The 22,259-nt window shown below is 62.3% G+C and carries 25 protein-coding genes; 15 read left to right on the top strand and 10 right to left on the bottom strand.

The window, feature by feature from the left end:
• Positions 1-21: 21 nt before the first annotated feature.
• Entirely contained in the window at positions 22-357 is a 336-nt protein-coding gene (locus J3P76_RS09795) for a hypothetical protein (protein WP_420765907.1), read from the bottom strand.
• Positions 358-605: 248 nt separating this feature from the next.
• Here J3P76_RS09795 and J3P76_RS09790 point away from each other — a divergent pair, with 248 nt between their 5' ends.
• Positions 606-1,262 carry a polysaccharide lyase family 7 protein gene (locus J3P76_RS09790; protein WP_420765906.1) on the top strand — a complete coding sequence of 219 codons (657 nt, stop codon included), beginning with the start codon at positions 606-608 and terminating at the stop codon, positions 1,260-1,262.
• An 18-nt stretch (positions 1,263-1,280) separates the two neighbouring features.
• Here the strand turns inward: J3P76_RS09790 and J3P76_RS09785 are convergent, their stop codons facing one another.
• From J3P76_RS09785 to J3P76_RS09775, 3 genes are all read right to left on the bottom strand, one after another.
• Positions 1,281-2,513: a nucleoside permease gene (locus J3P76_RS09785; RefSeq protein ID WP_434606498.1), complete on the bottom strand. Its 1,233-nt coding sequence runs from the start codon at positions 2,511-2,513 to the stop codon at positions 1,281-1,283.
• Between the two features lie 250 nt (positions 2,514-2,763).
• On the bottom strand, positions 2,764-3,843 hold the full coding sequence (locus tag J3P76_RS09780) for a sugar phosphate isomerase/epimerase family protein (RefSeq protein ID WP_434606501.1): 1,080 nt from the start codon (positions 3,841-3,843) through the stop codon (positions 2,764-2,766).
• Positions 3,840-5,015 (bottom strand): Gfo/Idh/MocA family protein, encoded by a 1,176-nt coding sequence (locus tag J3P76_RS09775; RefSeq protein ID WP_434606504.1) that lies wholly within the window; start codon positions 5,013-5,015, stop codon positions 3,840-3,842. The genes J3P76_RS09780 and J3P76_RS09775 overlap by 4 nt, the downstream gene beginning before the upstream one ends.
• A gap of 174 nt (positions 5,016-5,189) precedes the next feature.
• Here J3P76_RS09775 and J3P76_RS09770 point away from each other — a divergent pair, with 174 nt between their 5' ends.
• From J3P76_RS09770 to J3P76_RS09755, 4 genes are all read left to right on the top strand, one after another.
• On the top strand, positions 5,190-6,200 hold the full coding sequence (locus tag J3P76_RS09770) for a LacI family DNA-binding transcriptional regulator (protein WP_434606506.1): 1,011 nt from the start codon (positions 5,190-5,192) through the stop codon (positions 6,198-6,200).
• A gap of 95 nt (positions 6,201-6,295) precedes the next feature.
• Positions 6,296-7,249: a TAXI family TRAP transporter solute-binding subunit gene (locus J3P76_RS09765; protein ID WP_434606508.1), complete on the top strand. Its 954-nt coding sequence runs from the start codon at positions 6,296-6,298 to the stop codon at positions 7,247-7,249.
• A 78-nt stretch (positions 7,250-7,327) separates the two neighbouring features.
• Complete coding sequence (locus tag J3P76_RS09760) at positions 7,328-9,355, top strand: TRAP transporter permease (protein ID WP_434606510.1); 2,028 nt, start codon at positions 7,328-7,330, stop codon at positions 9,353-9,355.
• Positions 9,352-9,735 (top strand): DUF1850 domain-containing protein, encoded by a 384-nt coding sequence (locus J3P76_RS09755; RefSeq protein ID WP_434606512.1) that lies wholly within the window; start codon positions 9,352-9,354, stop codon positions 9,733-9,735. The genes J3P76_RS09760 and J3P76_RS09755 overlap by 4 nt, the downstream gene beginning before the upstream one ends.
• A gap of 4 nt (positions 9,736-9,739) precedes the next feature.
• Here J3P76_RS09755 and J3P76_RS09750 read toward each other — a convergent pair whose 3' ends face one another.
• Positions 9,740-10,357, bottom strand: a complete 618-nt coding sequence (locus J3P76_RS09750; RefSeq protein ID WP_434701789.1) for a TetR/AcrR family transcriptional regulator — start codon at positions 10,355-10,357, stop codon at positions 9,740-9,742.
• A gap of 162 nt (positions 10,358-10,519) precedes the next feature.
• On the opposite strand from J3P76_RS09750, the gene J3P76_RS09745 reads away from it, so the two are divergent.
• Positions 10,520-10,960 carry a hotdog fold domain-containing protein gene (locus J3P76_RS09745; RefSeq protein ID WP_434701788.1) on the top strand — a complete coding sequence of 147 codons (441 nt, stop codon included), beginning with the start codon at positions 10,520-10,522 and terminating at the stop codon, positions 10,958-10,960.
• Positions 10,961-11,094: 134 nt separating this feature from the next.
• Here J3P76_RS09745 and J3P76_RS09740 read toward each other — a convergent pair whose 3' ends face one another.
• Entirely contained in the window at positions 11,095-12,183 is a 1,089-nt protein-coding gene (locus tag J3P76_RS09740) for an SMP-30/gluconolactonase/LRE family protein (protein WP_420765897.1), read from the bottom strand.
• Between the two features lie 286 nt (positions 12,184-12,469).
• Between J3P76_RS09740 and J3P76_RS09735 the strand changes: the two genes are divergently transcribed.
• On the top strand, positions 12,470-13,432 hold the full coding sequence (locus tag J3P76_RS09735; RefSeq protein WP_420765896.1) for an EamA family transporter: 963 nt from the start codon (positions 12,470-12,472) through the stop codon (positions 13,430-13,432).
• A gap of 100 nt (positions 13,433-13,532) precedes the next feature.
• On the opposite strand, the gene J3P76_RS09730 is transcribed toward J3P76_RS09735, so the two are convergent.
• The 3 genes from J3P76_RS09730 to ggt form a co-directional block, all read right to left on the bottom strand.
• Positions 13,533-14,171, bottom strand: a complete 639-nt coding sequence (locus tag J3P76_RS09730) for a Vgb family protein (RefSeq protein ID WP_434606517.1) — start codon at positions 14,169-14,171, stop codon at positions 13,533-13,535.
• Positions 14,172-14,205: 34 nt separating this feature from the next.
• Positions 14,206-15,426, bottom strand: coding sequence for a helix-turn-helix domain-containing protein (locus tag J3P76_RS09725; protein WP_434606519.1), 1,221 nt, complete (start codon positions 15,424-15,426; stop codon positions 14,206-14,208).
• Positions 15,427-15,495: 69 nt separating this feature from the next.
• On the bottom strand, positions 15,496-17,223 hold the full coding sequence (gene ggt, locus J3P76_RS09720; protein ID WP_434701787.1) for a gamma-glutamyltransferase: 1,728 nt from the start codon (positions 17,221-17,223) through the stop codon (positions 15,496-15,498).
• Between the two features lie 129 nt (positions 17,224-17,352).
• On the opposite strand from ggt, the gene J3P76_RS09715 reads away from it, so the two are divergent.
• Complete coding sequence (locus tag J3P76_RS09715; protein ID WP_434559565.1) at positions 17,353-17,784, top strand: GNAT family N-acetyltransferase; 432 nt, start codon at positions 17,353-17,355, stop codon at positions 17,782-17,784.
• A 55-nt stretch (positions 17,785-17,839) separates the two neighbouring features.
• On the opposite strand, the gene J3P76_RS09710 is transcribed toward J3P76_RS09715, so the two are convergent.
• Positions 17,840-18,190: a hypothetical protein gene (locus J3P76_RS09710; protein ID WP_420765891.1), complete on the bottom strand. Its 351-nt coding sequence runs from the start codon at positions 18,188-18,190 to the stop codon at positions 17,840-17,842.
• Positions 18,191-18,320: 130 nt separating this feature from the next.
• On the opposite strand from J3P76_RS09710, the gene J3P76_RS09705 reads away from it, so the two are divergent.
• The 7 genes from J3P76_RS09705 to J3P76_RS09675 all read left to right on the top strand — a co-directional run bounded on the left by J3P76_RS09705 (position 18,321) and on the right by J3P76_RS09675 (position 22,201).
• Positions 18,321-18,650: a DUF6388 family protein gene (locus J3P76_RS09705; protein WP_434606523.1), complete on the top strand. Its 330-nt coding sequence runs from the start codon at positions 18,321-18,323 to the stop codon at positions 18,648-18,650.
• A 98-nt stretch (positions 18,651-18,748) separates the two neighbouring features.
• On the top strand, positions 18,749-19,141 hold the full coding sequence (tusD, locus tag J3P76_RS09700; RefSeq protein ID WP_420765889.1) for a sulfurtransferase complex subunit TusD: 393 nt from the start codon (positions 18,749-18,751) through the stop codon (positions 19,139-19,141).
• Complete coding sequence (tusC, locus tag J3P76_RS09695) at positions 19,141-19,503, top strand: sulfurtransferase complex subunit TusC (protein WP_434611624.1); 363 nt, start codon at positions 19,141-19,143, stop codon at positions 19,501-19,503. Before tusD ends, tusC begins: the two co-directional genes overlap by 1 nt.
• The gene (tusB, locus tag J3P76_RS09690; protein ID WP_434559569.1) at positions 19,503-19,796 is read left to right on the top strand and encodes a sulfurtransferase complex subunit TusB; all 294 of its coding nucleotides are present in this window, start codon (positions 19,503-19,505) and stop codon (positions 19,794-19,796) included. Before tusC ends, tusB begins: the two co-directional genes overlap by 1 nt.
• Positions 19,793-20,128, top strand: coding sequence for a TusE/DsrC/DsvC family sulfur relay protein (locus J3P76_RS09685; RefSeq protein WP_434559571.1), 336 nt, complete (start codon positions 19,793-19,795; stop codon positions 20,126-20,128). The genes tusB and J3P76_RS09685 overlap by 4 nt, the downstream gene beginning before the upstream one ends.
• Positions 20,125-21,126 carry a glycosyl transferase family protein gene (locus tag J3P76_RS09680; protein WP_434648112.1) on the top strand — a complete coding sequence of 334 codons (1,002 nt, stop codon included), beginning with the start codon at positions 20,125-20,127 and terminating at the stop codon, positions 21,124-21,126. The genes J3P76_RS09685 and J3P76_RS09680 overlap by 4 nt, the downstream gene beginning before the upstream one ends.
• An 88-nt stretch (positions 21,127-21,214) precedes the next feature.
• A complete protein-coding gene (locus J3P76_RS09675; RefSeq protein WP_434701786.1) occupies positions 21,215-22,201 on the top strand; it encodes a glutathione S-transferase family protein in 987 nt (328 codons plus the stop codon).
• Positions 22,202-22,259: the final 58 nt, after the last annotated feature.

Raw genomic sequence — 22,259 nt, 5'->3', positions numbered from 1 at the left:
GCCTACCTTTAACGCTTGGGTTTACTGAACGTTCTTCAGCTTGACCACATCACCGGAAACCGAAGTGGTGTAACCGGTCAGGACCCAGGCCCAGAACCAGTTTTCCTGGACTTGGGTGTTGATCATGGCGTCGCCGCCCTTGGCCTGGATCGCTGCGTTCTGGGCGCGCACGAAACGGTTGTTCTGGCGAATCGGGATCACGCCGAACAGCAGCAGGCCGGTGGCCTTGGCTTCACTGTGACCGACGACGGTGTATTGGCTGCTGTCGTATTGCTGGGTCTTCATCGGGGTGCCGGTGCAACCCGCCAGGACCAGGCCAAACAGTGCGCAGGCGACAACTTTGCTGAGGTGGTTCATTTGACGCTCCATGGGAAAACGCCCGGGATCCATCTCTCGGGCGGCGCGTACTCTACCCGATCAGCAACAAAATGACACAGGATAACCTGCCCGGTTTTTCGGCCTGAGGGGCTTATCACAGAGCCATCCGTCAGGTACGCCTCCAGCGAAACACGCCCTCGTCGATAACATCAAGACTACGCCACGGAAGGCTGTTTTTTGTCTTGACGGCCGCCAGATAGCGGCCGGTCCCGTTGGAGGGTTTCATCATGATTGACGTGACGGTCTGGAGCGTCACCCTGCCGGTGCAAACGCCCGCGCAGGTCGTGGCGACCAAAGCCATGCCGAGTTTGAAAAACAAGTATTTCGACAATAACGGCCAGAGGATTGTCTTCTGGGCCCCCGTCACCGGCTCTCATACCGGTAACAGCGATTACCCGCGCTCAGAACTGCGGGAAACCAGCCGGGACGGGAAACACCGCAACTGGCGCTACAACAGTGGCGTCAACACCCTCAAGGGTGAATTGACGGTCAACCAGGTGCCTTCGGAAGGCCGTGTAGTGGTGGCGCAGATTCACGCCAAGAATGCGCCGACGCCGTTGTTGAAACTGGTTTACCGCTATGCAAAGGGCACCGGCAACATTGACGTGGAATACCGGGTCAAGCCCAAGGACAAGAAAAGCCCGGTGATCTACACCGTGCCCAAGGTTCCGTTGAACAAGTCCTTCTCCTACACGCTGCAGATGGACAAGCAAGGCCAGCTCTCGGTGCTGATCGGCAACAGTGGCAAAAAGGTGAAGCTCGACAAGTCCTGGTACGGCTACGACTTCTATTTCAAGGCCGGCGTCTACACGCTGGACAACAAGGGTTACTCCAACGAAGGCGGGAAAGTGACGTACACCAAGCTGAGCGTCAGTCACAAGTGACTGACGTTCTGCCCTTGCTCATGCCTCGGACGGTGCCACGACCCCTTGCCGACCACTGAAGGTCAGCAGGAAACACACGAATACCACCAGCGCAAAACCGGCCGGGAACAGCCAGATGCTTTTCCAATCGTGCCCGCCTGCCACGACAAAGTGATCGGTCACCTGCCCCGCCACCCAGAAACCGATCAACATCCCCACGCCATAGGTCGCCAGGGTAATCAAGCCCTGGGCCGAGCTGCGCAGGTGTTTGGGCGCCTTGGCGTCGGTGTAGATCTGCCCCGAGACAAAGAAGAAGTCGTAGCAGATGCCGTGCAGGGCGATGCCGATGAACAGCATGAATGCCAGCTCACCGTTATCGCCATAGGCAAACAACACGTAGCGCAACGCCCACGCCAGCATGCCCACCAGCAACGCCAACTTGATGCCGAAGCGCTGGATGAACAGCGGCAACAGCAACATGAACAGCACCTCGGAGACTTGCCCGATGGCCATTTTCGCCGTCGGGTTGGTCATCCCGGTTTCGGCCAGGAACGGGTTGGCGTTCTGGTAATAAAACGCCAAGGGAATGCAGATCAGGATCGAGGCGATGAAGAACACCAGGTAGCTGCGATCCTTGAGCAGGCCCAACGCATCGAGCCCCAGGGACTGCTTGATGCCGCTGGTGCTCGCCTGCTCCTTGAGCGGTGCCGTGGCGGGCAGCGTGAAGCTGTAGAGCCCGAGGACCAGCGAAGCGACCGCGGCCATCAGGAAAGTATTGCGCAGGCCGCCCGCTGAGATCGACTCGCGTGAATCCCAGGCGAACGCATAGCTGATCACCACGCAGGCGAGGATCCAACCGAGGGTGCCCCAGACTCGAATCCGCGAGAATTCCAGCGCGGGGTCGCGCATCTGCCGGAAGGCCACGGAATTGACCAGGGCCAACGTCGGCATGTAGATCACCATATAAGCCAGCACGAACGGGTAGAACGCGCTGAAATCCTCCGCCGAATACAACCGGTACAACAAGACCGCGCCCACCAGGTGCAACACCGCCAGGATGCGCTCGGCGTTGAAGTAGCGATCGGCGATCAGGCCGATCACGAACGGCGCGATGATCGCGCCCCAGGACTGGGTGGCGAAGGCCCTGCCGACCTGCTCGCCGCTGGCGCCCAGGGTGTTGGACAGGAACGTGCCGAGGGTGACGAACCAGCCACCCCAGATAAAGAATTGCAGGAACATCATCGTACTGAGGCGTGCGTACATCGTCGTCATGACCGTCACCGTCTTGTTGTTGTTTTTGTTGAAACAAAGTCGTGCGCTGCTGTTGCCGCCTGCTTTTTGTGGCCTGCTTTTGTGCCTGCTTTTGTGGCGAGGGAGCTTGCTCCCGCTCGGCCGGTCCAATGCTTCGGGCGCAGCAGTCGTAAAACCAGGCAACGCGGTCTGCCTGGAACATTGTATTTGGGGCGGCTTCGCCACCCAGCGGGAGCAAGCTCCCTCGCCACAAGGCTTCTGCGATCAGCCGTTACCCAGACAACCCCAACAACCGCCGATTGGATGCCTCATCCGCCGTGACCCCGGCAAAATCATCGAACGCCTTGGCCGTCCTGGTGATCATGTGCCGCTGGATAAACGCCGCGCCTTCGGCCGCCCCCTGTTGCGAATCCTTCAGGCAGCATTCCCATTCCAGAACCGCCCAGCCGTCGAAGCCGTATTGGGTCAGCTTGCTGAAAATCGCCTTGAAGTCGATCTGCCCATCGCCCAGGGAACGGAACCGGCCGGGGCGGTCCACCCAGCCCTGGTAGCCGCCATAGACACCGGAGCGGGCGTCAGGGCGGAATTCGGCGTCCTTGACGTGGAACATCCGGATGCGCCCGTGGTAGCGGTCGATAAAGCCCAGGTAGTCCATCTGTTGCAGCAGCAGGTGGCTGGGGTCGTAGAGAATGGCGGCCCGTGGGTGATGATCGACGGCTTGCAGGAAGCGCTCGAACGAGGCGCCGTCATGCAGGTCTTCGCCAGGGTGGATCTCGTAGCACAGGTCCACGCCGGCCGCGTCGAAGCAGTCGAGGATCGGCAGCCAGCGCCGGGCCAGTTCGGCGAAACCTTGCTCGACCAGTCCTGTGGGCCGCTGCGGCCACGGGTATATGTAGGGCCACAACAAAGCTCCGGAAAACGTCGCGTGGGCCTTGAGGCCCAGGCGCTGGCTGGCGCGAGCCGCCAGTTTCAATTGCTCGATGGCCCACTCGGTGCGCGCCTGGGGCTGGCCGCGCAGGTGGGCCGGGGCGAAGTCATCGAACAGCGCGTCGAATGCCGGATGCACCGCCACCAGTTGCCCTTGCAGGTGCGTCGACAACTCGCTGATCTCGACGCCGGCCGCCGCGCAGGTGGTCGTGAGTTCATCGCAATAATCCTGGCTCTCGGCGGCCCGGGCCAGGTCGATGTAACGCGTGCCCAGGGTCGGCAATTGGATGGCCTTGTAGCCTTGCGAGGCGGCCCACCGGGCGATGTCCGCCAGGGTATCGAACGGCGCTTCATCGGACATGAACTGCGCCAGGAAGATCGCCGGCCCGCGCAGGCCGCCTGGTGTTTGGTCGTGTGTATTCACAGCTGCGACTCTCCGGTTTCCAGCGCGGTCCACTTTGTGTCGCCCCGGTGATTGATGAGGGCCGCCTCGATAAACGCCATGCCGCGCAAACCGGTCTCGATGCCGGGTACGCCAGGAACGTCCGGGCCTTCCACCCGCGCCCGAATGGCCCGGGCAAAATCGCCGTACAGATTGGCCATCGCCTCCAGATAACCCTCCGGATGCCCCGCCGGCAGACGCATGCGCTGAGTCGCCGCCTCGCACAGCCAAGGCTGGCCGACACCCCCGCGCAGAATGCGCAGCGGTTGGTCGAAGGCGCGGTGGATCAGGCTCGACGGCTCTTCCTGGCGCCATTGCAGCGCGCCCTTGTCGCCATAGACGCGGATCTTCAGCGGGTTTTCTTCGCCGGTGCAGACCTGGCTGGCCAGCAACACGCCGGTGGCGCCGTCCTTCATCTTGAAGAGCATTGCTGCGTCATCGTCCAACTGCCGCCCCGGAACATGGGTGCCCAGGGTGGCGCAGAGTTGCTGGATGGGTTGGTCCGCGACGAACTCCGCCAGGGAAAAAGCATGGGTGCCAATGTCGCCGATGCAACCGCCCAACCCGGACTGGGCCGGATCATCGCGCCACTCGGCCTGCTTGTTGCCTTGGGCGGCGACGTCCTGGCTGAGCCAGCCTTGGGGGTACTCGACGAATACTTTGCGCACCTTGCCGATCAGGCCTGAGCGAACCATTTCACGGGCCTGCCAGACCATCGGATAACCCAGGTAGGTGTGGGCCAGGCCGTAGAGGCAACGACTGCCTTGCAACACGTCCTTGAGGGCCAATAACTGCTTGAGGTTCAGCGCGGCGGGTTTCTCGCTGAACACGTGGAAACCGGCTTTCAACGCCTGGCTGGCAATCGGTGCATGGAGGTGATTGGGCGTGACGATCACCAGCAATTCCATGCGTTGGTCCAGCGGCAGCAACGCTTCAGCGTCGAGCATCTGCTGCCAGTCGTGGTAACAACGGGACGCGGCGAGCCCCAGGGCCGCACCGGTCTGTCGATTGTTGTGAGGGTCGCGGCTGAACGCGCCGCACACCAGCTCGAAACCGCCGTCCAGGCCCGCCGCCTGGCGATGGGCCTGGCCGATGAACGCACCCTCCCCACCGCCAACGAAGCCCATTCTTATTTTGGGTGCTACAGGATTCATCGCGACTCTCTTCTGTCCGGATCGTTGATGTAACCGGTTACATCATGACGGGAATCTAGGCTCGGTTTTGCCCCGTGTCAAACCCCTTGCATCGCCGATGAGCGTTTGTCAGCTATCGAACCTGCGGTAAGCTCGCGGTCATGCCTGTTTTCAAGGCGCCGAATCGAGGTGAATTTGTCCAATATTCGTGAAGTGGCCCGGCTGGCCGGCGTGTCGGTGGCAACCGTGTCCAGAGCACTCAAGTCCCCGGAGCGGGTGCTGCCCCAGACGCGGGACAAGGTCAACGCAGCCGTGCTGCAAGCCGGTTATCGACCGAACCTGATGGCGGTGCAGTTTCGCTCCCGACGTACCGGCAACCTGGTGATCCTGGTGCCGAAAATCGCCAACACTTTTTTCGCCCGCGTCATCAGCGGCGCCCAACAAGCGGCGCAAGCGGCCGGTTATCGGCTGCTGCTGTGCGACACCCAGGGCCGCGAAGCCATCGAGCAGGAATTCGCTGCCCTGGTCTACGCCCATCAGGCCGACGGCGTGATCCAATTGCGCGCCGGCGACCCTTTCGTCTCCCTGCCTCCCGGCACCGACGCGCTACCGCTGGTCAACGCCTGCGAAGTGGTGAAGGACGCGCCCTACCCGACCATCAGCCTGGATAACCGCAGCGCGGCGCGCGCCATGACCGAGCACCTGATCGGGCTTGGCCACCGGCGCATCGGCATCATCAAAGGCCCGCGCAGCAGCCCTCTGACCCTGGACCGTGTGGCCGGTTACCAGGACGCCCTGCGCAACGCCGGTATCGCCCTTGCACCTGAACTGATCTGCCACGGGGATTTCACTCTCAAGGCCGGCTACGAAGGAGCCGGGACAATGCTCGCCTTGGCCGAACGCCCCAGCGCGCTGTTCTGCGAGAACGACGAAATGGCCATCGGCGCGCTCAAGCGCATCAAGCAGACGGGGTTGCGGGTGCCCGAGGATATTTCCCTGGTGGGTTTTGACGACATTCCGTTTGCCGCGTATTGCGACCCGCCGTTGACGACCATCTCCCAACCGGCCGAAACCTTCGGCCAGAAAGCGGTGGACATGTTGATCGCCTTGATCGAGAACAAGCCCATCACCCAGCGACACGTGCGCCTACCGTTCGAGCTGACCGTGCGCGGCAGCAGCGCGGCCCCAGGCAGCCACCCTGTTTAATCCGACATACCGTTAACTGCCTATTCGCCATCAAGCACGTTTCGACTACAGTGGGGGGACTCTGCATAAAGCCATAACAAGACGGAGAGTTCCCAATGCGAGTCAACAAGCGCTTCACCTTCCTGGCCGCCGCCGCAGCCTTGGCGGTCACCACCGCCGCTCATGCGGCTCCACCGGTGTTCATCAACATCCTGACCGGGGGCACCAGCGGAGTGTATTACCCGATCGGGGTCGGGCTTTCACAGATCTACAGCAGCGGCATCGAGGGCTCCAAAACGTCGGTCCAGGCCACCAAGGCGTCGGTGGAGAACCTCAACCTGCTGCAAGCCGGGCGCGGGGAGCTGGCGCTGGCCTTGGGCGACTCGGTCGCCGATGCGAAAAACGGCGTGGAGGATGCCGGCTTCAAGGCACCGCTCACCAAACTGCGAGCGATTGCGGGCGCCTACCCCAATTACATCCAGATCGTTGCCAGCGAGGAATCGGGGATCAAGACCCTGGCAGACCTCAAGGGCAAAACCGTCTCCGTGGGCGCGGCTAAATCCGGCACCGAACTCAACGCCCGGGCGATCTTCAAGGCGGCCGGCCTGACCTACGACGACATGAAGGTCCAATACCTGCCCTTCGCCGAGTCGGTCGACCTGATCAAGAACCGCCAACTGGACGCCACCCTGCAATCCTCTGGCCTGGGCATGGCGGCGATTCGTGACCTGGCGTCAACGATGAAGCTGAACTACGTGTCGATTCCCACCGACGTGGTGGAAAAAATCGGCAACCCGGCCTACCAGAGCGCGATGATCCCCGCCAACACCTACGACGGCCAGGCTGAGGCCGTGCCCACCGTGGCCATCACCAATATCCTGGTGACACACAAGGATGTCCCGGATGAGGTGGCCTACCAAATGACCAAGCTGATGTTCGACAACCTCACCCGCCTGAGCACCTCCCATTCAGCGGCCAAGGACATCTCGCTGAAGAACGCCGCGAAAAACCTGCCCATCGCCCTGCACCCTGGTGCCGAGCGCTACTACAAGGAAGTGGGCGCGCTATAGCCCCTGGACTGCAACGGCGCTCGGCGCCGTTGCAGCATTGCGTTTCGCATCCGCAAGTCGACAACAGGCAGGCATCTCATGAGTGAAGACCAGCACGGCATCGCCACGGACCCGCGGGACTGGCCCAAGACGCTGTTCTACGTGGCGTTGCTGTTTTCCATCTTTCAAATCATCACGGCAGCTTTTTCACCGGTTTCCAGCATTGTGTTGCGGGCGGTGCATGTGGGCTTTCTGCTGTGGGTGGTGTTTCTGAGCTACCCGGCCCACGGCAAGCAAAGGCCATGGCAACCCCTGGCCTGGGCGTTGGGGCTGGCGGGGATGGCCACGGCGCTCTATCAATGGGTGTTCGAGGCCGACCTGATCCAGCGCTCCGGCGACCTGACGACTGCCGACATGGTCGTCGGCGTCGTCCTGATCGTGCTGGTGTTCGAGGCGGCGCGGCGAGTGATGGGCATCGCGCTGCCGATCATCTGCGGCCTGTTCCTGGCCTATGGCCTGTTCGGCGAACACCTGCCAGGCGACCTGGCCCATCGCGGCTACGGCGTCGATCAGCTCGTCAACCAACTGTCCTTCGGCACCGAAGGGCTCTACGGCACGCCGACCTACGTATCGGCCACCTACATTTTCCTGTTCATCCTGTTTGGCGCCTTCCTGGAAAAGGCCGGCATGATCAAGCTGTTCACCGATTTCGCCATGGGCCTGTTCGGTCACAAGCTTGGCGGTCCGGCGAAGGTGTCGGTGGTGTCATCGGCGCTCATGGGCACCATCACCGGCTCGGGAATCGCCAACGTGGTGACGACCGGGCAGTTCACCATTCCGCTGATGAAACGCTTTGGCTACAAGGCGGCGTTCGCCGGCGGCGTGGAAGCGACGTCGAGCATGGGCAGCCAGATCATGCCGCCGGTGATGGGCGCGGTGGCGTTCATCATGGCCGAGACCATCAACGTGCCGTTCGTGGAAATCGCCAAGGCCGCGTTGATCCCGGCGTGCCTGTATTTCGGCTCGGTGTTCTGGATGGTTCACCTGGAAGCCAAGCGCTCCGACCTCAAGGGCCTGCCCAAGGATCAATGCCCGAGCGCCTGGGGCGCGGTCAAGGAAAGCTGGTTCCTGCTGATCCCGCTGGGGGTGCTGGTGTACCTGCTGTTTTCCGGACGCACGCCGTTGTTTTCCGGCATGGTCGGGCTGGCACTGACGGCCATCGTGATTCTCGGCTCGGCGATCATCCTCAAAGTCTCGAGCTACGCCTTGCGCTGCGCCTTCTGGGTCGCGCTGGGCATTCTGTGCGTCGGATTCTTCCGGATGGGCATCGGCATCGTGTTCGCCGTGATCGGCGTGCTGGTGGTGGCTTGCTGGTTCATGAAAGGCACTCGGGAAACCCTGATCATCTGCCTGCACGCATTGGTGGACGGCGCTCGGCACGCCGTTCCGGTGGGGATCGCCTGCGCCTTGGTCGGCACCATCATCGCGGTGGTGTCGCTGACAGGCGTGGCGTCCACCTTCGCCGGTTACATCCTGGCGATCGGCAAGGACAACCTGTTCCTGTCGCTGCTGCTGACCATGCTCACTTGCCTGGTGCTGGGCATGGGCATCCCGACCATTCCGAACTACATCATCACCAGTTCGATTGCAGCGCCCGCGCTCCTGGAATTGGGCGTGCCGCTGATCGTGTCGCACATGTTCGTGTTCTATTTCGGCATCCTCGCCGACCTGACCCCGCCCGTGGCCCTGGCCTGCTTCGCCGCCGCGCCCATTGCCCGGGAAAGCGGGCTGAAAATCAGCTTCTGGGCGGTGCGCATCGCCCTGGCAGGCTTCGTCATTCCGTTCATGACGGTGTACAACCCGGCGCTGATGCTCCAGGGCGACAACCTGTGGATGACTGCCTACATGCTGGTCAAGACGTTGCTGGCAATCGGCCTATGGGGCATGGCGTCTACCGGTTACATGCAACAGAAAATGCCCATTTGGGAGCGTCTGATGTGCTTCGCCGCCGGTGCATTGCTGGTGGTTGCCCTGCCGCTGACCGATGAAATCGGCTTCGCCCTGGGTGCGCTGTTGATCGGGCAACACCTCTGGCGCGCCCGGCGTGTCGGGCGAGCCTTGGCGTGATTGGCTTGTGCCTGGGCTTGTCCGGCGTGGTCTGGGCACAACTTGAACTCAGCGAGTTTACGTTGGCCTGGAACCACACCATCGAGAAGATCCGTTGGGAGGAGGATTACCGGGTCAGCGAACAGGGCCTGATCCTGGGTGAGGCCAGGGTCAAGGGCAACGGCGCTGGGATGGAAATTCCCGAAGGCGCACGCTTGGAGAACGGCAGCTGGCGATACCATCGCTCGCTGCCGCCCCTGCAACCGTTGAGGCTCGGCCGTACCCCCCAGGCCGGGGATTATCAGCTGTGCGATGACGGCCATTGCCAGCCGATGGCCCATTGGCTGGGGCCGCCCGACGCGCAAAGACCAGCCGTGGAATTATGGAGCTGCCCGCTGTGATCAATCAGTCGCCGCTGATTGAGCGCCACGCCGCTTGCGCCAGTAGCGCCCGGTGAGCCTTCGGGCTGGAGGGCACCCGCCCCGCCAGCCATGCCCGGCAATAACTTTCAGACGCGCCGATGATCAACGAAAACATCAACTCGGCGGGATAGCGCTTGAGCGCCTCGCCCTGCTCTGCCGCGCTCAACCACTGCCAAAGCTGACCGTTACGTGAGGTGTTGCGGCTGGCGAGTTCGTCCTTGAACGGTCCCTTGGTCACCGCAAAGCGCGCGTGATACTGGAAACGCGCCCATTCGGGTTGGCTGTCCACCCAATCGACGTAGCTATAGATCAACGCCTGCACGCCCTGCTCGGCGGTGGTTGCTTCGGACAGATATTGCTCGCGCAAACGCGCCTGATCGTCCAGGGCGGTGAAGAACAGCGCCGCCACCAAGCCTTCCTTGTTGCCGAAATGATGGTAGATGGCACCGACGCTGGTCTGGCATTCGGTGCGGATCATTTCAATAGTGGTCGCCTCGATGCCCTGCTCGTTGAACAGCGCCAGGGCCTTACGAAAGATATCGCGCTTGAGTTCAGCCCTTCTGCCGGGGAAGGCGCGTTCGAGTAGATCTGCTGTTTCCATGCTTGGCATAACCGGTTTTTTGGATGGGACCGGGCACTGGCTGCCCGTGAAGAAGTTGGCACAGCTTGACAGATTCGCCGCCGACAGAATACCGTTCCGTTACAGAATATTATTCTGTATTAGAACACTATTCCGTAACCCCACTTGTCAGCGAGGCTTCACATGAATCAGGTTCTCGGTATGTTCAACAGCACAGGTCCGGATGCTTTCAGCAAAATGGCCTGTCAGATGGCACCGTACTTTTCCACTATCAACCCGCTGGTCACAGAGTTGCGCCAGGGCGCGGCGACCGTGCAGGTGCCGTTTCGCAAGGAAATCACCAATCATCTGGGCACCGTCCACGCCATCGCCATGTGCAACGCCGCCGAGCTCGCCGCTGGCATGATGACCAACGTTTCCATCCCCGACGGCGCCCGGTGGATTCCCAAAGGCATGACCGTGCAATACCTGGCCAAGGCCAAGAGCGACGTGACGGCGGTCGCGAACGGCGACGAGGTGGACTGGCAGACCGAAGGCGACAAGGTCGTGCCGGTGGACATTCATGATGCGCAGGGCAAGAAAGTATTCACGGCGCAGATCACCATGAACGTGAAGTTGGGTTGAAATCGGGGGCGTCGGGGACGCCCTTTATCGATGAAAGCTAGATGTTCGTGGCGAGGGAGCTTGCTCCCGCTCGATTGCGCAGCAATCGCAATGGCAACTCAAGCCCCCAGCCAGTCATTGGTGGTGCCTGAGGGTCAGGCGAAGGTGGCTCCTCGGGTGTTCACGAACAGCGAGTACAGCGAGTGGCTGCCGGCCATGAACAGCCGGTTGCCCTCTCGCCCGCCAAAGCAGACGTTGGGGCAGCGTTCCGGCAACGAAATGTGCCCGATGGCCTTGCCCTCGGGATTGAATACCCGCACGCCGTCGAGTTTCTCCAGGTCGGCCTTGGGGTCGCCATTCCCGCCCCAACCGCACCAGAGGTTACCGCTCTCGTCGCACTTGATGCCGTCGATGGCCGCATAGTCGAGCCCTTCGATATGCTTGCGTCGCTCGCCCAGGGTGCCGTCGTCCTTGACCGTGATCGCCCAGACCAGACGGTTCGGCTTGGCCCGCCCTTCGACCACATAAAGGATTTTTTCATCCGGGGAAAAGCACAAGCCATTCGGCCCCGCCAAATCGTCGATCACCCGGCTGAGCTTGCCGGTCGCGCCGTCGATCCGGTACACCGCGTGGGGCTGCGCCGGGGTGACTTTATGCCCCTCATAGTTATTGCCGGTCTGGAACGGCGGATCGGTGAACCAGATCGAGCCATCCCGCTTGCAGACGATGTCATTCGGCGAATTCAATGGCTTGCCGTCGAAACTGTCGGCCAGCACGGTGATGGTGCCGTTGTGTTCGGTACGGGTGATACGCCGCCCTTCGGTGGACGTGGTCGAGCCCTCACAGACCAGCAACCGTCCTTGGCGATCACGGCACATGCCATTGGAGAAGTTCGAGTTCTCGCGGTACACCGACAAACCTCCGGTGACTTCGTCCCAACGCACGATGCGGTTGTTGGGGATGTCACTGACCAGCAGGTAACGACCGTCACCGATCCACACCGGCCCTTCCGCCCAGCGCAAGCCATCGGCGAGCTTCTCGACGCTGGCATTGAAGATGCGCAAGTCCATGAAGCTGGGGTCGAGGATATTGATCAGAGGGTCTGGATAGCGCTGGCTCAAAGGCGCGGCCTGGGCGAGCCCGGGAAGATTTCCCAGCGTCGCGGCGGCGGCCGAGACCACAAGGGATTTTTTCAGGAAAATCCGGCGCCCCTGATCGGCGGTTGCAGGTTGCGAAGCATCCATCGTACGTCTCCGTTAATTATTATTGGACGGGGAAGATTGTTTTACTCTCTGATAGGACATCGTACAAGGTGTAAAACACGGTGACATCATGGGACTTGCGGCCTGATCCTCTACGATGCGAAATCGCCTTGAACACGCCGGTATTACTGATCTGCACCGAATCAGGGTTTGCGCCAGGCTTGTTCGCTTCTGCCATATGGGGTAAAAATCCGACCCAGGTTGTACGACAACAAAATCAAAAAGCCCTTTGAAGGGCTTAATTCACTCCCCTTTGAGATGTCCTGCCATGACCCGCTCCACCGCCGCATCCAATACCCCTGTTCCCTTTCCCCGCCATATCGCCGTGCTTGTCCTGCTTTGCATGGGGTGCGCCTTTGCCGGCAACCATGTCGCCGCGCGGGCGGCGTTCGATGATGGCGCCGGCGTGCTGCTGGCGATCCTGCTGCGCTCGGGCGGAACGTTGCTGGTACTGGCGGCGATGGTGTTGTGGCAACGGCAAAGCCTTCGCTTGCCCGCCGGCGCCTGGCGCTGGCAGTTGCTGCTGGGCGTGCTGATCGGCGCCCAGAGCCTATGCCTGTATTCCGCCGTGGCCCGGGTTCCGGTGGCGCTGGCGCTATTGGTGGGCAACGTGTTCCCGATCCTCCTGGCCCTGTTGACTTGGGCCCTAGGCGGCCCGCGCCCCACCGCCCGGACGGCGGCACTGATGGGCATGATCCTGGTGGGTCTGGTGTTCGTGCTGGAAGTGCCGACGCGGTTGGCCTCCCAGGCAGACGTCGGCCCGCAGTGGCTGTTGGGGGTTGGCCTGGCCTTCTGCGCCGCGTGCGTCTTCGCTTGTGCGTTGTGGATCACCGATCACAAGTTGTCCCAGGTGCGCGGATCGGTGCGCAGCCTGCTGACGATTTTCATTGTGTTCAGCAGCGTCAACCTCGCCGGCCTGACCGGCGCCCTGCCCGGCGGCCTCGACCTGCCCGCCAGCAGCACCGGTTGGTTCGCGCTCGCCACCCTGGTGGTGCTTTATGGGACGGGGTTCATCGTTTTGTTCATGTGCGTGCCACGCCTGGACATGCCGCGCAACGCCCCGGTGATGAACATCGAGCCGCTGGCGACACTGTTGATCGGCTGGCTGGTGCTGGACCAGATGCTCAACCCGGGGCAGATCCTGGGCGGCGCGATCGTGGTGACCGGCATCGTATTGCTGACCTGGCGCAAGGCCGAGCGGGTCAAGGCGCCGGTGGCTGCACACGATTGAACTGATTGACTGGCGCTCTAGTGCGTAGCAGGCCCAAAGAGTTTGGGCCCGCTGCGCGGTCCAGCGGGAGCAAGCTCTCTCGCCACGGGGGGGCGGTCGTTCAATCTCGAGCCGGCCGACGCACCGCCCTTACCTTGCCGCTGCCACCCCCGCCGCAGAAAAATCGGTCCGCGCCGTCGGACTCCAGCCCCGACACGCCGGTCCCCGGCGGCATCGTCACGCTTTCCAGTACTTGCGCCGTTTGCGGATCGATACGCCGCAATTCGCTATCGTCGTTTTCCCAGGTGCCATGCCACAGCTCGCCATCGACCCAAGTCACGCCCGTGACGAAACGGTTGGATTCGATCGTACGCACAATCCTGCCGTCGGCCGGATCGATCTGCAGGATCTTGCGCGCCTTGTACTGACCGACCCAGAGCGAACCTTCGGCCCAGGCCAGCCCGGAGTCATCGCCACTGTTGGGCGCCGGAATCGTCGCCAGTACCTGGCCAGTGCGCGGATCGATCTTGCGGATGCTGTCGCCGGCGATCTGGAACAGATGCTGGCCATCGAACGCGGTGCCGGCGTTCGCCGGGACGTCGAGGGTTTGCACGGTTTGGCCACTGGCGGGATCGAAGGCGTGAAGCTTTTCGCCCGAGGCGAGCCAGACGCGCTCGCCGTCATGGCTCACGCCGTGGACGCAATCAACGCCAGGGAACGGGCCGTATTCACGCAGGATTTGTGCCTCTGAACGTTTCATCTCACATCGCCTCATCGGTGGGTGTGCTTGCATCCTAACCATCGAACGGCAGTGCAGTGAGTAACAATATGGTCGCGAATCCGGGCATTGACGGTACTGTCCAGCGCCGGGCCCGTGCGCGACCGAACGACTGCGCCTTGCCGCAAGCAGCCAGGTTTTCCAAGGCTCTTTGCACGCTGCGCTGGCTGGTGCCCAAGGCCAGCGCCAGGGCCGAACTGGACCAGGCTTCACCGTCCGCCAACAATGCCAGCACCGCCCCGTGGGGTTCCTCAACGACCCGCGCCAGGATCACGACTTCGTGAGCATGGTGTGGCGACAACCTGAAACCGCGCCGGGTTGCGACTACGCCAGCCATTGGGCGCAGCGCCTCTCGCAACCGTCCCATTTCAACCCGCAACCGGGCGCGATGGGTCTCGTCCGTCAATTTCAAACCAAAGGCTTGGGTCATGAGCGCTTCCCTCGACGCATCGCCGGGCCAGGCCTGGGCCAACCCACGGGCCAGGGCAAACAGCACCGGCCGCCGTACAAGCACGACCTGGACGCCCGCGCAGCGGATACCGAACCGGCAGGCATCTACAACCAGCGCCGGGCCGGCCAGCAGCGATTGCACCTCCTCCAGCACCAGCAAACGCTCTTCGCCTCGAGCGATCAGCCGGGCTGCGGGCGTACTCAGCATCCGCCAGGCGTTGTCGATTTCGCCGTTCAACGCGCTGATCCCTGTTTGTTGCGCGGCTTGCCCGGCCCGTTCCAAAGCCTCACGGGCGGTTTGCGCTTGTAGCCGCCGCATGGCAATTCCCGCAGCCACCAACTGGCACACCGCCCAGGACGCCAACGGCAGACCGGCGGGCTCCAGGTCGATGAGCTTGAGTTGCGCCTCGTCGAGTCGACCGATCAGCAACAGGCGGCGGATCTCGATGATCCGTGCATGACCGGCGTTGGCCCGATCGCCGTGAGCTTCGAGCACCGTACGGGCGGCGTCGAGGCGTTTCGGCGGCCAGGACAGGTCACGAGAGGCCAAGGCGATTTCACCTTCGGCCACGACACAGCGCGCCCGTGCCACGGCGTCCGTGGATCCGAAGGCCGTACCTGCCCGGCGCAACAGGCTTCTGGCTTTTTCCAGGTCCCCCAACTGCGCCATGGCGATGCCGCGGAGCGCGAGGGCCGGGGCATCATTGCGCAGGGCGACACGATTGAGCGCCGCCACGGGATCACCAGCCGCCAATGCGCGCGCCGCCGCGCCAATCGCTTCATCCACGGTCAATGACCTTCATGGCAAGGGCGCTCTCTTCCACTGACCCGCGCAGCCTGATCCCTCGTTGAACGGTCAATAGCCCAACGACAACCCCGTGTTGCGACGCGGGTCGTTGGCGCCGTAGAAACGGTTCTTGCCCACCGGCTTGCCACCCAACGACGGCGCGCCCACGAGGATCGCGGCGATGTGGTTGGAGTCCTGCGGCCCAGCAAACTTATGGCCCCAGCTTTCCAGCAACTTGAGGGTATCGGGGCTCGCCGCGAAGGTTTCCAGGTTGGTCTCCTCCGGCATCCACTGTTGATGGAAGCGCGGCGCGTCGACGGCTTCCTGCAAGTTCATGCCGTAGTCGATCACGTTGAGGATGGTCAGCAAAGTCGCCGTGATGATGCGGCTGCCGCCCGGCGTGCCGACAACCATCACGGTCTTGCCGTCCTTGGTGACGATGGTCGGGCTCATGGACGACAGCGGCGCCTTGCCCGGCGCGATGGCATTGGCCTCGCCCTGCACCAGGCCGTACATGTTGGGCACGCCGACCTTGGAGGTGAAGTCATCCATTTCATCGTTGAGGATCACCCCGGTCTTGCTCGCCATCACGCCGGCACCGAACCAGTCGTTGAGGGTGTAAGTGACGGAGACGGCGTTGCCCCATTGATCGACGATCGAATAATGGGTGGTGTTGCTGCCCTCGTGGGGCGCCACGCCGGGCTTGATCTTCTGGGAGTCGCCGGCTTTCTGCGGCTCGATGGCGGCGCGCAGTTTCGCGGCGTAATTCTTGTCCAGCAGATGATCGATGGGGTTCTGCACGAAGTCCGGGTCGCCCAGGTAGCTGTTGCGGTCGACATAGGCGTGACGCATGGCTTCGATCTGGTAGTGCATGCCTTGGGCCGAATGGAAACCCAGGTCTTTCATCGGATAGCCATCGAGGATGTTCATGATCTGGCAAAGCACCACGCCACCTGAACTGGGTGGCGGCGCGGAAATGATGTGATAGCCGCGATAGTCGCACTCGACCGGCGCCAGTTCACGGGTCTTGTACTTGTCCAGGTCGGCCTGGGTGATGATGCCTTTGTTGGCCTGGCTGGACGTCACCAGCGCATCGGCGACCCAGCCTTTATAGAAGCCGTCGGCACCCTTGTCGGAAATCTCCCGCAGGGTCCTGGCGAGGTCTTTCTGCACCAGCTTCTGGCCGACCTGCATCGGCTCGCCGTTGTGCAGGAAGATTGCGCCGGAATCGCGCGCATCTTTCTTGAAGACATCCGTGGCGGTTTCCAGCAGATCCACGTCGCCCTGTTCCAGGACAAAACCGTCCTCGGCGAACTTGATCGCCGGCGCGATCAATTCCGCCCGGGGTTTGCTGCCGTATTTCTTCAGCGCCAGTTCCATGCCAGACACGGTGCCGGGTACGCCTACTGCCAAATGGCCGCGCGTGCTGAGCTCGGGGATGACGTTGCCTGCCTTGTCCAGGTACATGTCGGCCGTGGCGGCCAGGGGGGCTTTTTCACGGAAATCCAGGAAGGTCTTGCGGCCGTCGGCCATCTGCAAGGTCATGAAACCGCCACCCCCCAGGTTACCCGCCGCGGGATAAACCACCGCCAGGGCGTAGCCCACCGCCACTGCCGCATCAACGGCATTGCCACCGTTCTTGAGCACATCGACGCCGACATGGGTCGCCAGGTGTTGGGCCGTCACCACCATGCCGTTCTCGGCGGCAACCGGGGCCTGGGACGCGGCGTGGGCAGTCAGACAGTAAAGGGAAAGCGAGGTGGCGACGAGGGTCCGGGCCAGGGATTGGAACTTCATGAGTCGGTCTCTTCTTGTTTTAGGGTCGGGATCGCTTCAAAAGCACACAGGAGTATGGCTCGGTTTAAACAATATGCTCGTTTCCTGTAGGCTCGCGTGCTTGATCATCCCCGCACAAGGACATCGCCGATGACGCTGCGAATCGAACGCACGGACGCTCCAACCGATGAAGAACGCCAGGCCATCCTCGCGCCGCTACGCGCCTATAACACCGCCCAGACCGGTGGAAGCGCACCGGAAGCGGTCGCCTGGCTGGTGCGCGACGAGCACGATGAAATCGTCGGCGGCCTGTATGGCCGGGTATTTTTTCGTTGGCTCTATATCGAATTACTGGTGGTGCCCGAACAGGCGCGCGGCCAGGGCACGGGCTCGGAATTGATGCGCATGGCCGAACAACTGGCCAGGGAAAAGGATTGCGTGGGCATCTGGCTCGACACCTTCGACTTCCAGGCTCCGGATTTCTATCGCAGACAGGGTTTCACCCAGTGCGGCCAGATCGATGACTATCCGCCGGGTCACCGGCGCTACTTTTTCCAGAAGCGCCTGGATCTCGAGAATTAAGCTCAACCTATGGGAGCGAGCCTGCTCGCGAAGGCAAACACCTCGGTTTATCGGCTTAGAGACACGTCGCCAACGCCGCCAACCGGCGCTTGGCGACAAAATCATCATGCTTGGCGTAATAATTCAGCGCCGTGCCCGTGGCGCTGGCTTGCAGATCCACAAACGACTCGGCCGATCGGGTGTACACCGTCGAGCCGCCTTGCTTGCCGGGCTGCAGATAGGCGCCGGCATCGACCCCGAACGCCGCTTCGTCTTCCCAGGCAAACTTCACGCATTGGGCGACGTTCTGTTCCGGCTTGTCCGAGGACAGGGTCTTGTAGGGGGCTTGGGTCCGGGCCTGCTCCATCGCCGAACCCGCGCAGCCGGCCAGCAGGGTTGCGGCCACGGCCACCATCAGCATTCGCATTGCATTCACTCTTCTGGAAAAAAACCGACTGTAGCACTGCGCCCCTCGTTGCCGTGCGCCATGATTGAAATTTGCGCGACAACGGCTATCTATTCACGCAACCTGTCAGATCATTGACCCAGGAGCGACCATGGCGACAACCGAACAGCAACACGAACGAGCCCTGCAGATTTTTCTCGAGCAACGCCCCGAGCTGCGCGACGAACTGGACAACCTCAACCCGCTGCTGGCCCAGGCCAAGGGCGAAACCGCCGCGCAGTACCGCGCCGAGCGGTTGCATGAAGCCTTCGAAGCCGAGGCCGAGAGCGCCGGATTGTTCGCCTGGGAACTGACGCTGCTGCTGACGACCGATTCAGCCGAGGACTACCAGGCCCAACGCATGGAAGTTCACAAGGAAGTGGCGGAGATGGCAGGAATGGAATGGCCGGAGTATTGCGAGCTGTATGGCCTCGAGCCCTGAGGTTGAGGCTTTGGGCCAGGTGCTCACGCATGCTCTGAGAATCGCCCCACCGCCCATAAAGCATTATCATGGCCGCAGTTTCGCTGATCGGGTCTGTCATGAAGTTCGCCATCGCGCTGTTTTCCGCCGCCCACGCGCCCTCCTCGCGCCGCGCCTTGCTGTTTGCCCAGGCAGCTTTGGCCGGTGGGCATGAGATCGTGCGGCTGTTTTTCTACCAGGACGGCGTCTACAACGCCGCCAACAGCGTCGTCACGCCCCAGGACGAGCAAGACCTGCCCCAGCAATGGCGCGCCTTCGTCAGCGAGCACCAGCTCGACGGCGTGGTGTGCATTGCGGCGGCGTTGCGCCGTGGCGTGCTTAACGAGGAAGAAGCCCAGCGTTACCAGCGTTCGGCGGCCAGTGTCCAAGCGCCGTGGGCGTTGTCCGGGCTGGGCCAGTTGCACGATGCGATCCAGGACGCCGACCGCTTGATCTGTTTTGGAGGCACATGATGGCCAGGTCTTTGTTGCTCATCAGCCGCCAGGCCCCCTGGTCCGGCCCCGGTGCCCGGGAAGCGCTGGACATCGTGTTGGCCGGCGGCGCCTTCGACCTGCCCATCGGTCTGCTGTTTCTCGATGACGGCGTGTTCCAGCTCGCCGCCGGTCAGGATGCCAAGGCTGTCCGGCAAAAAGACTTGAGCGCCAACTTGCAGGCGTTGCCGATGTTTGGCGTCGAAGACCTGTTCGTCTGCGCCGACAGCGCCGCACAGCGCGGTCTCGCCGTCGATGCCCTGGCGCTGGACGACCTCAAAGCGCTGGGCGCCGCGGACATCGCCGCGCTCATTGACCGTTACGACCAGGTGATTACCCTCTGATGTCGACTTTGCATGTGTTGTCTCATTCCCCTTTCGGCGACAGCCGCCTCGCCAGTTGCCTGCGGATCCTGGGAAGCCAAGACGCGCTGCTGCTGTGCGGCGACGCAACGTATGCGCTGCGAACCGGTACCGTGCCGTTCGACACGCTGCGTGCCGGCGGCGCCAAGGTGTTCATCCTGGCCGAAGATGCACAGGCCCGCGCCCTGCCCATTCCGGACTGGGCCGAGGCCATCGATTATGCGGCCTTCGTCGAGCTCTCGATCCAGCACGACAAGGTCAACAGCTGGCTATGAAGACCCTGAACGTGGGCGAGCGCAGCATTGCGCTGGACAAGGATGGCTACCTGGCTGATCTCAACGAGTGGTCCGCCGACGTGGCCACGGCCCTGGCCACCGCCGAAGACATCGAGCTGAGCCCCGAACACTGGGAAATCCTCGAACTGCTGCGCGCGTTCTACGCTGAGTTCCAGTTGTCTCCGGCCACCCGCCCGCTGATCAAGTACACCGCGCTGAAACTGGGAGCGGATAAAGGCAACAGCCTGCACCTGAACCGATTGTTCAAAGGCACTCCCGCCAAACTCGCCGCCAAGCTGGCGGGCCTGCCCAAACCGACGAATTGCCTATGACCGACTTTCCAGCATTGACCCTCCAAACCCCTGCCGAACACCCGTTCGCCCAGTTCGTGCGCATCCTTGGCAAGGGCAAGCGCGGCGCCCGTAACCTCACCCGTGACGAAGCGCGGGAGGCCATGGGCATGGTGCTGGATGAGCGGGTCGAAGAAACCCAACTGGGCGCGTTCCTCATGCTGTTGCGGCACAAGGAAGAAAGCGCTGAGGAAATGGCCGGGTTTACCGACGCCCTGCGTCAGCGCCTGGTTATCCCGGCCATGGCGGTAGACCTCGACTGGCCAACCTACGCCGGAAAGAAGCGTCATCTGCCCTGGTATCTGTTGGCCGCCAAATGCCTCGGGCAAAACGGTGTGCGAATCTTCATGCACGGCGGCGGCGCCCACACGGCGGGCCGGCTCTACACGGAACAGCTGCTGGATTTGCTGGTCATCCCCTTGTGCCGCGACTGGCAGCAGGTCGGCGCGGCGCTGGACAACGGCGGCCTGGCCTTCATGCCGCTGGTGGACTGGGCGCCGCAAATGCAGCGCATGATCGACCTGCGCAACACGCTGGGCTTGCGCTCGCCGATTCATTCCCTGGCGCGCATTCTCAACCCGTTGGGTGCGCGTTGCGGCCTGCAAAGCATCTTCCATCCCGGCTACCAGGCCGTGCATCGCGAGGCCAGCGGACTGCTGGGCGACACCAGCATCGTGATCAAGGGCGACGGCGGTGAGATCGAGATCAACCCCGACGCCGACAGCCATTTGTACGGCACCACCGGCGGCGCCAGTTGGGATGAAGAATGGCCGCGACTGTCCGAACAGCGCCACGTCAAGCCGGAGCGCCTCGACCCCGAGCATTTGAAAGCGGTATGGCGCGGTGACCTCGAGGACAGTTATCCGCAGCTGGCGCTGATCGCCACCATGGCCCTGGCCTTGCGCGGCTTGGGCCTGACCCGAGAAGCAGCGTTCGACAAGGCCCGGCAGTATTGGGATGCGCGCGATAGATCGATTTAGTCGATCATCGACGCCCAACCTTTGCGCTATTAGTTCGAACCTATCGGAATAGACTCGTCTCCAATGATTATTGAGAGAGGACGTTCAGATGGGTTTGTTGGTCGAGGGTCGCTGGCAGGACCAGTGGTATGAAAGCAAGGACGGCAGTTTCCAGCGTGAGCAGGCGCAACGCCGCGACTGGATCACCGCCGACGGCAAAAGCAGTTTCCCCGCCGAGGCCGGGCGCTACCACTTGTATGTATCCCTGGCCTGCCCCTGGGCGCACCGCACGCTGATCTTTCGCAAGCTCAAGGGCCTGGAAGCGCTGATCGACGTTTCAGTGGTCAGCTATCTGATGCTGGAAAACGGCTGGACGTTCGACAAGGCCCACGGCTCGACCGGCGACAACCTGGATAACCTGAGCTTCCTGCACCAGCGCTACACCGCCGACACGCCGGACTACACCGGTCGCGTGACCGTTCCGGCCTTGTGGGACAAAAAGCAACGGCGCATCGTCAACAACGAATCGGCGGAAATCATCCGCATGTTCAACAGCGCGTTCGATGGCCTGACCGGCAACGACCTGGACCTGTATCCCGAGCACCTGCGCCACGAGATCGATGGGTTGAACGAGCGCATCTACCCAGCGGTGAACAACGGGGTATACCGTGCGGGGTTCGCGACGACCCAGGCCGCTTATGAAGAAGCCTTCGATCAACTGTTTGCCGAACTGGACCGAGTGGAAGCCTTGCTGAAAACCCGTCGCTACCTGGCGGGTGAATACCTGACCGAAGCGGATATCCGCTTGTTCACTACGATGATTCGTTTCGACGCGGTGTATTTCGGCCACTTCAAATGCAACCTACGCCGCATCGCCGATTACCCGAACCTGTCGAACTGGCTGCGCGAGCTGTATCAGTGGCCGGGCGTTGCCGAGACCGTGGACTTCACCCATATCCAGCGGCACTACTACGGCAGCCACAAGACCATCAACCCGAATGGGATCGTGCCCAAGGGGCCGGAGCAGGATTTTACGGTGGCCCACGATCGAGAGAGGTTGAGCGGGAAAGGGATTTGGCTTCGGGCTGAAAGCTGATCCGCAATCTTTATTGCCTCTGAAGGCCAATCGCGAGCAGGCTCGCTCCCACATTTGG

Origin of the sequence: Pseudomonas sp. D1-36 (assembly GCF_051132205.1) — a bacterium.
Taxonomy (GTDB): domain Bacteria; phylum Pseudomonadota; class Gammaproteobacteria; order Pseudomonadales; family Pseudomonadaceae; genus Aquipseudomonas.
This window is presented reverse-complemented; position numbering and strand designations above follow the sequence as displayed.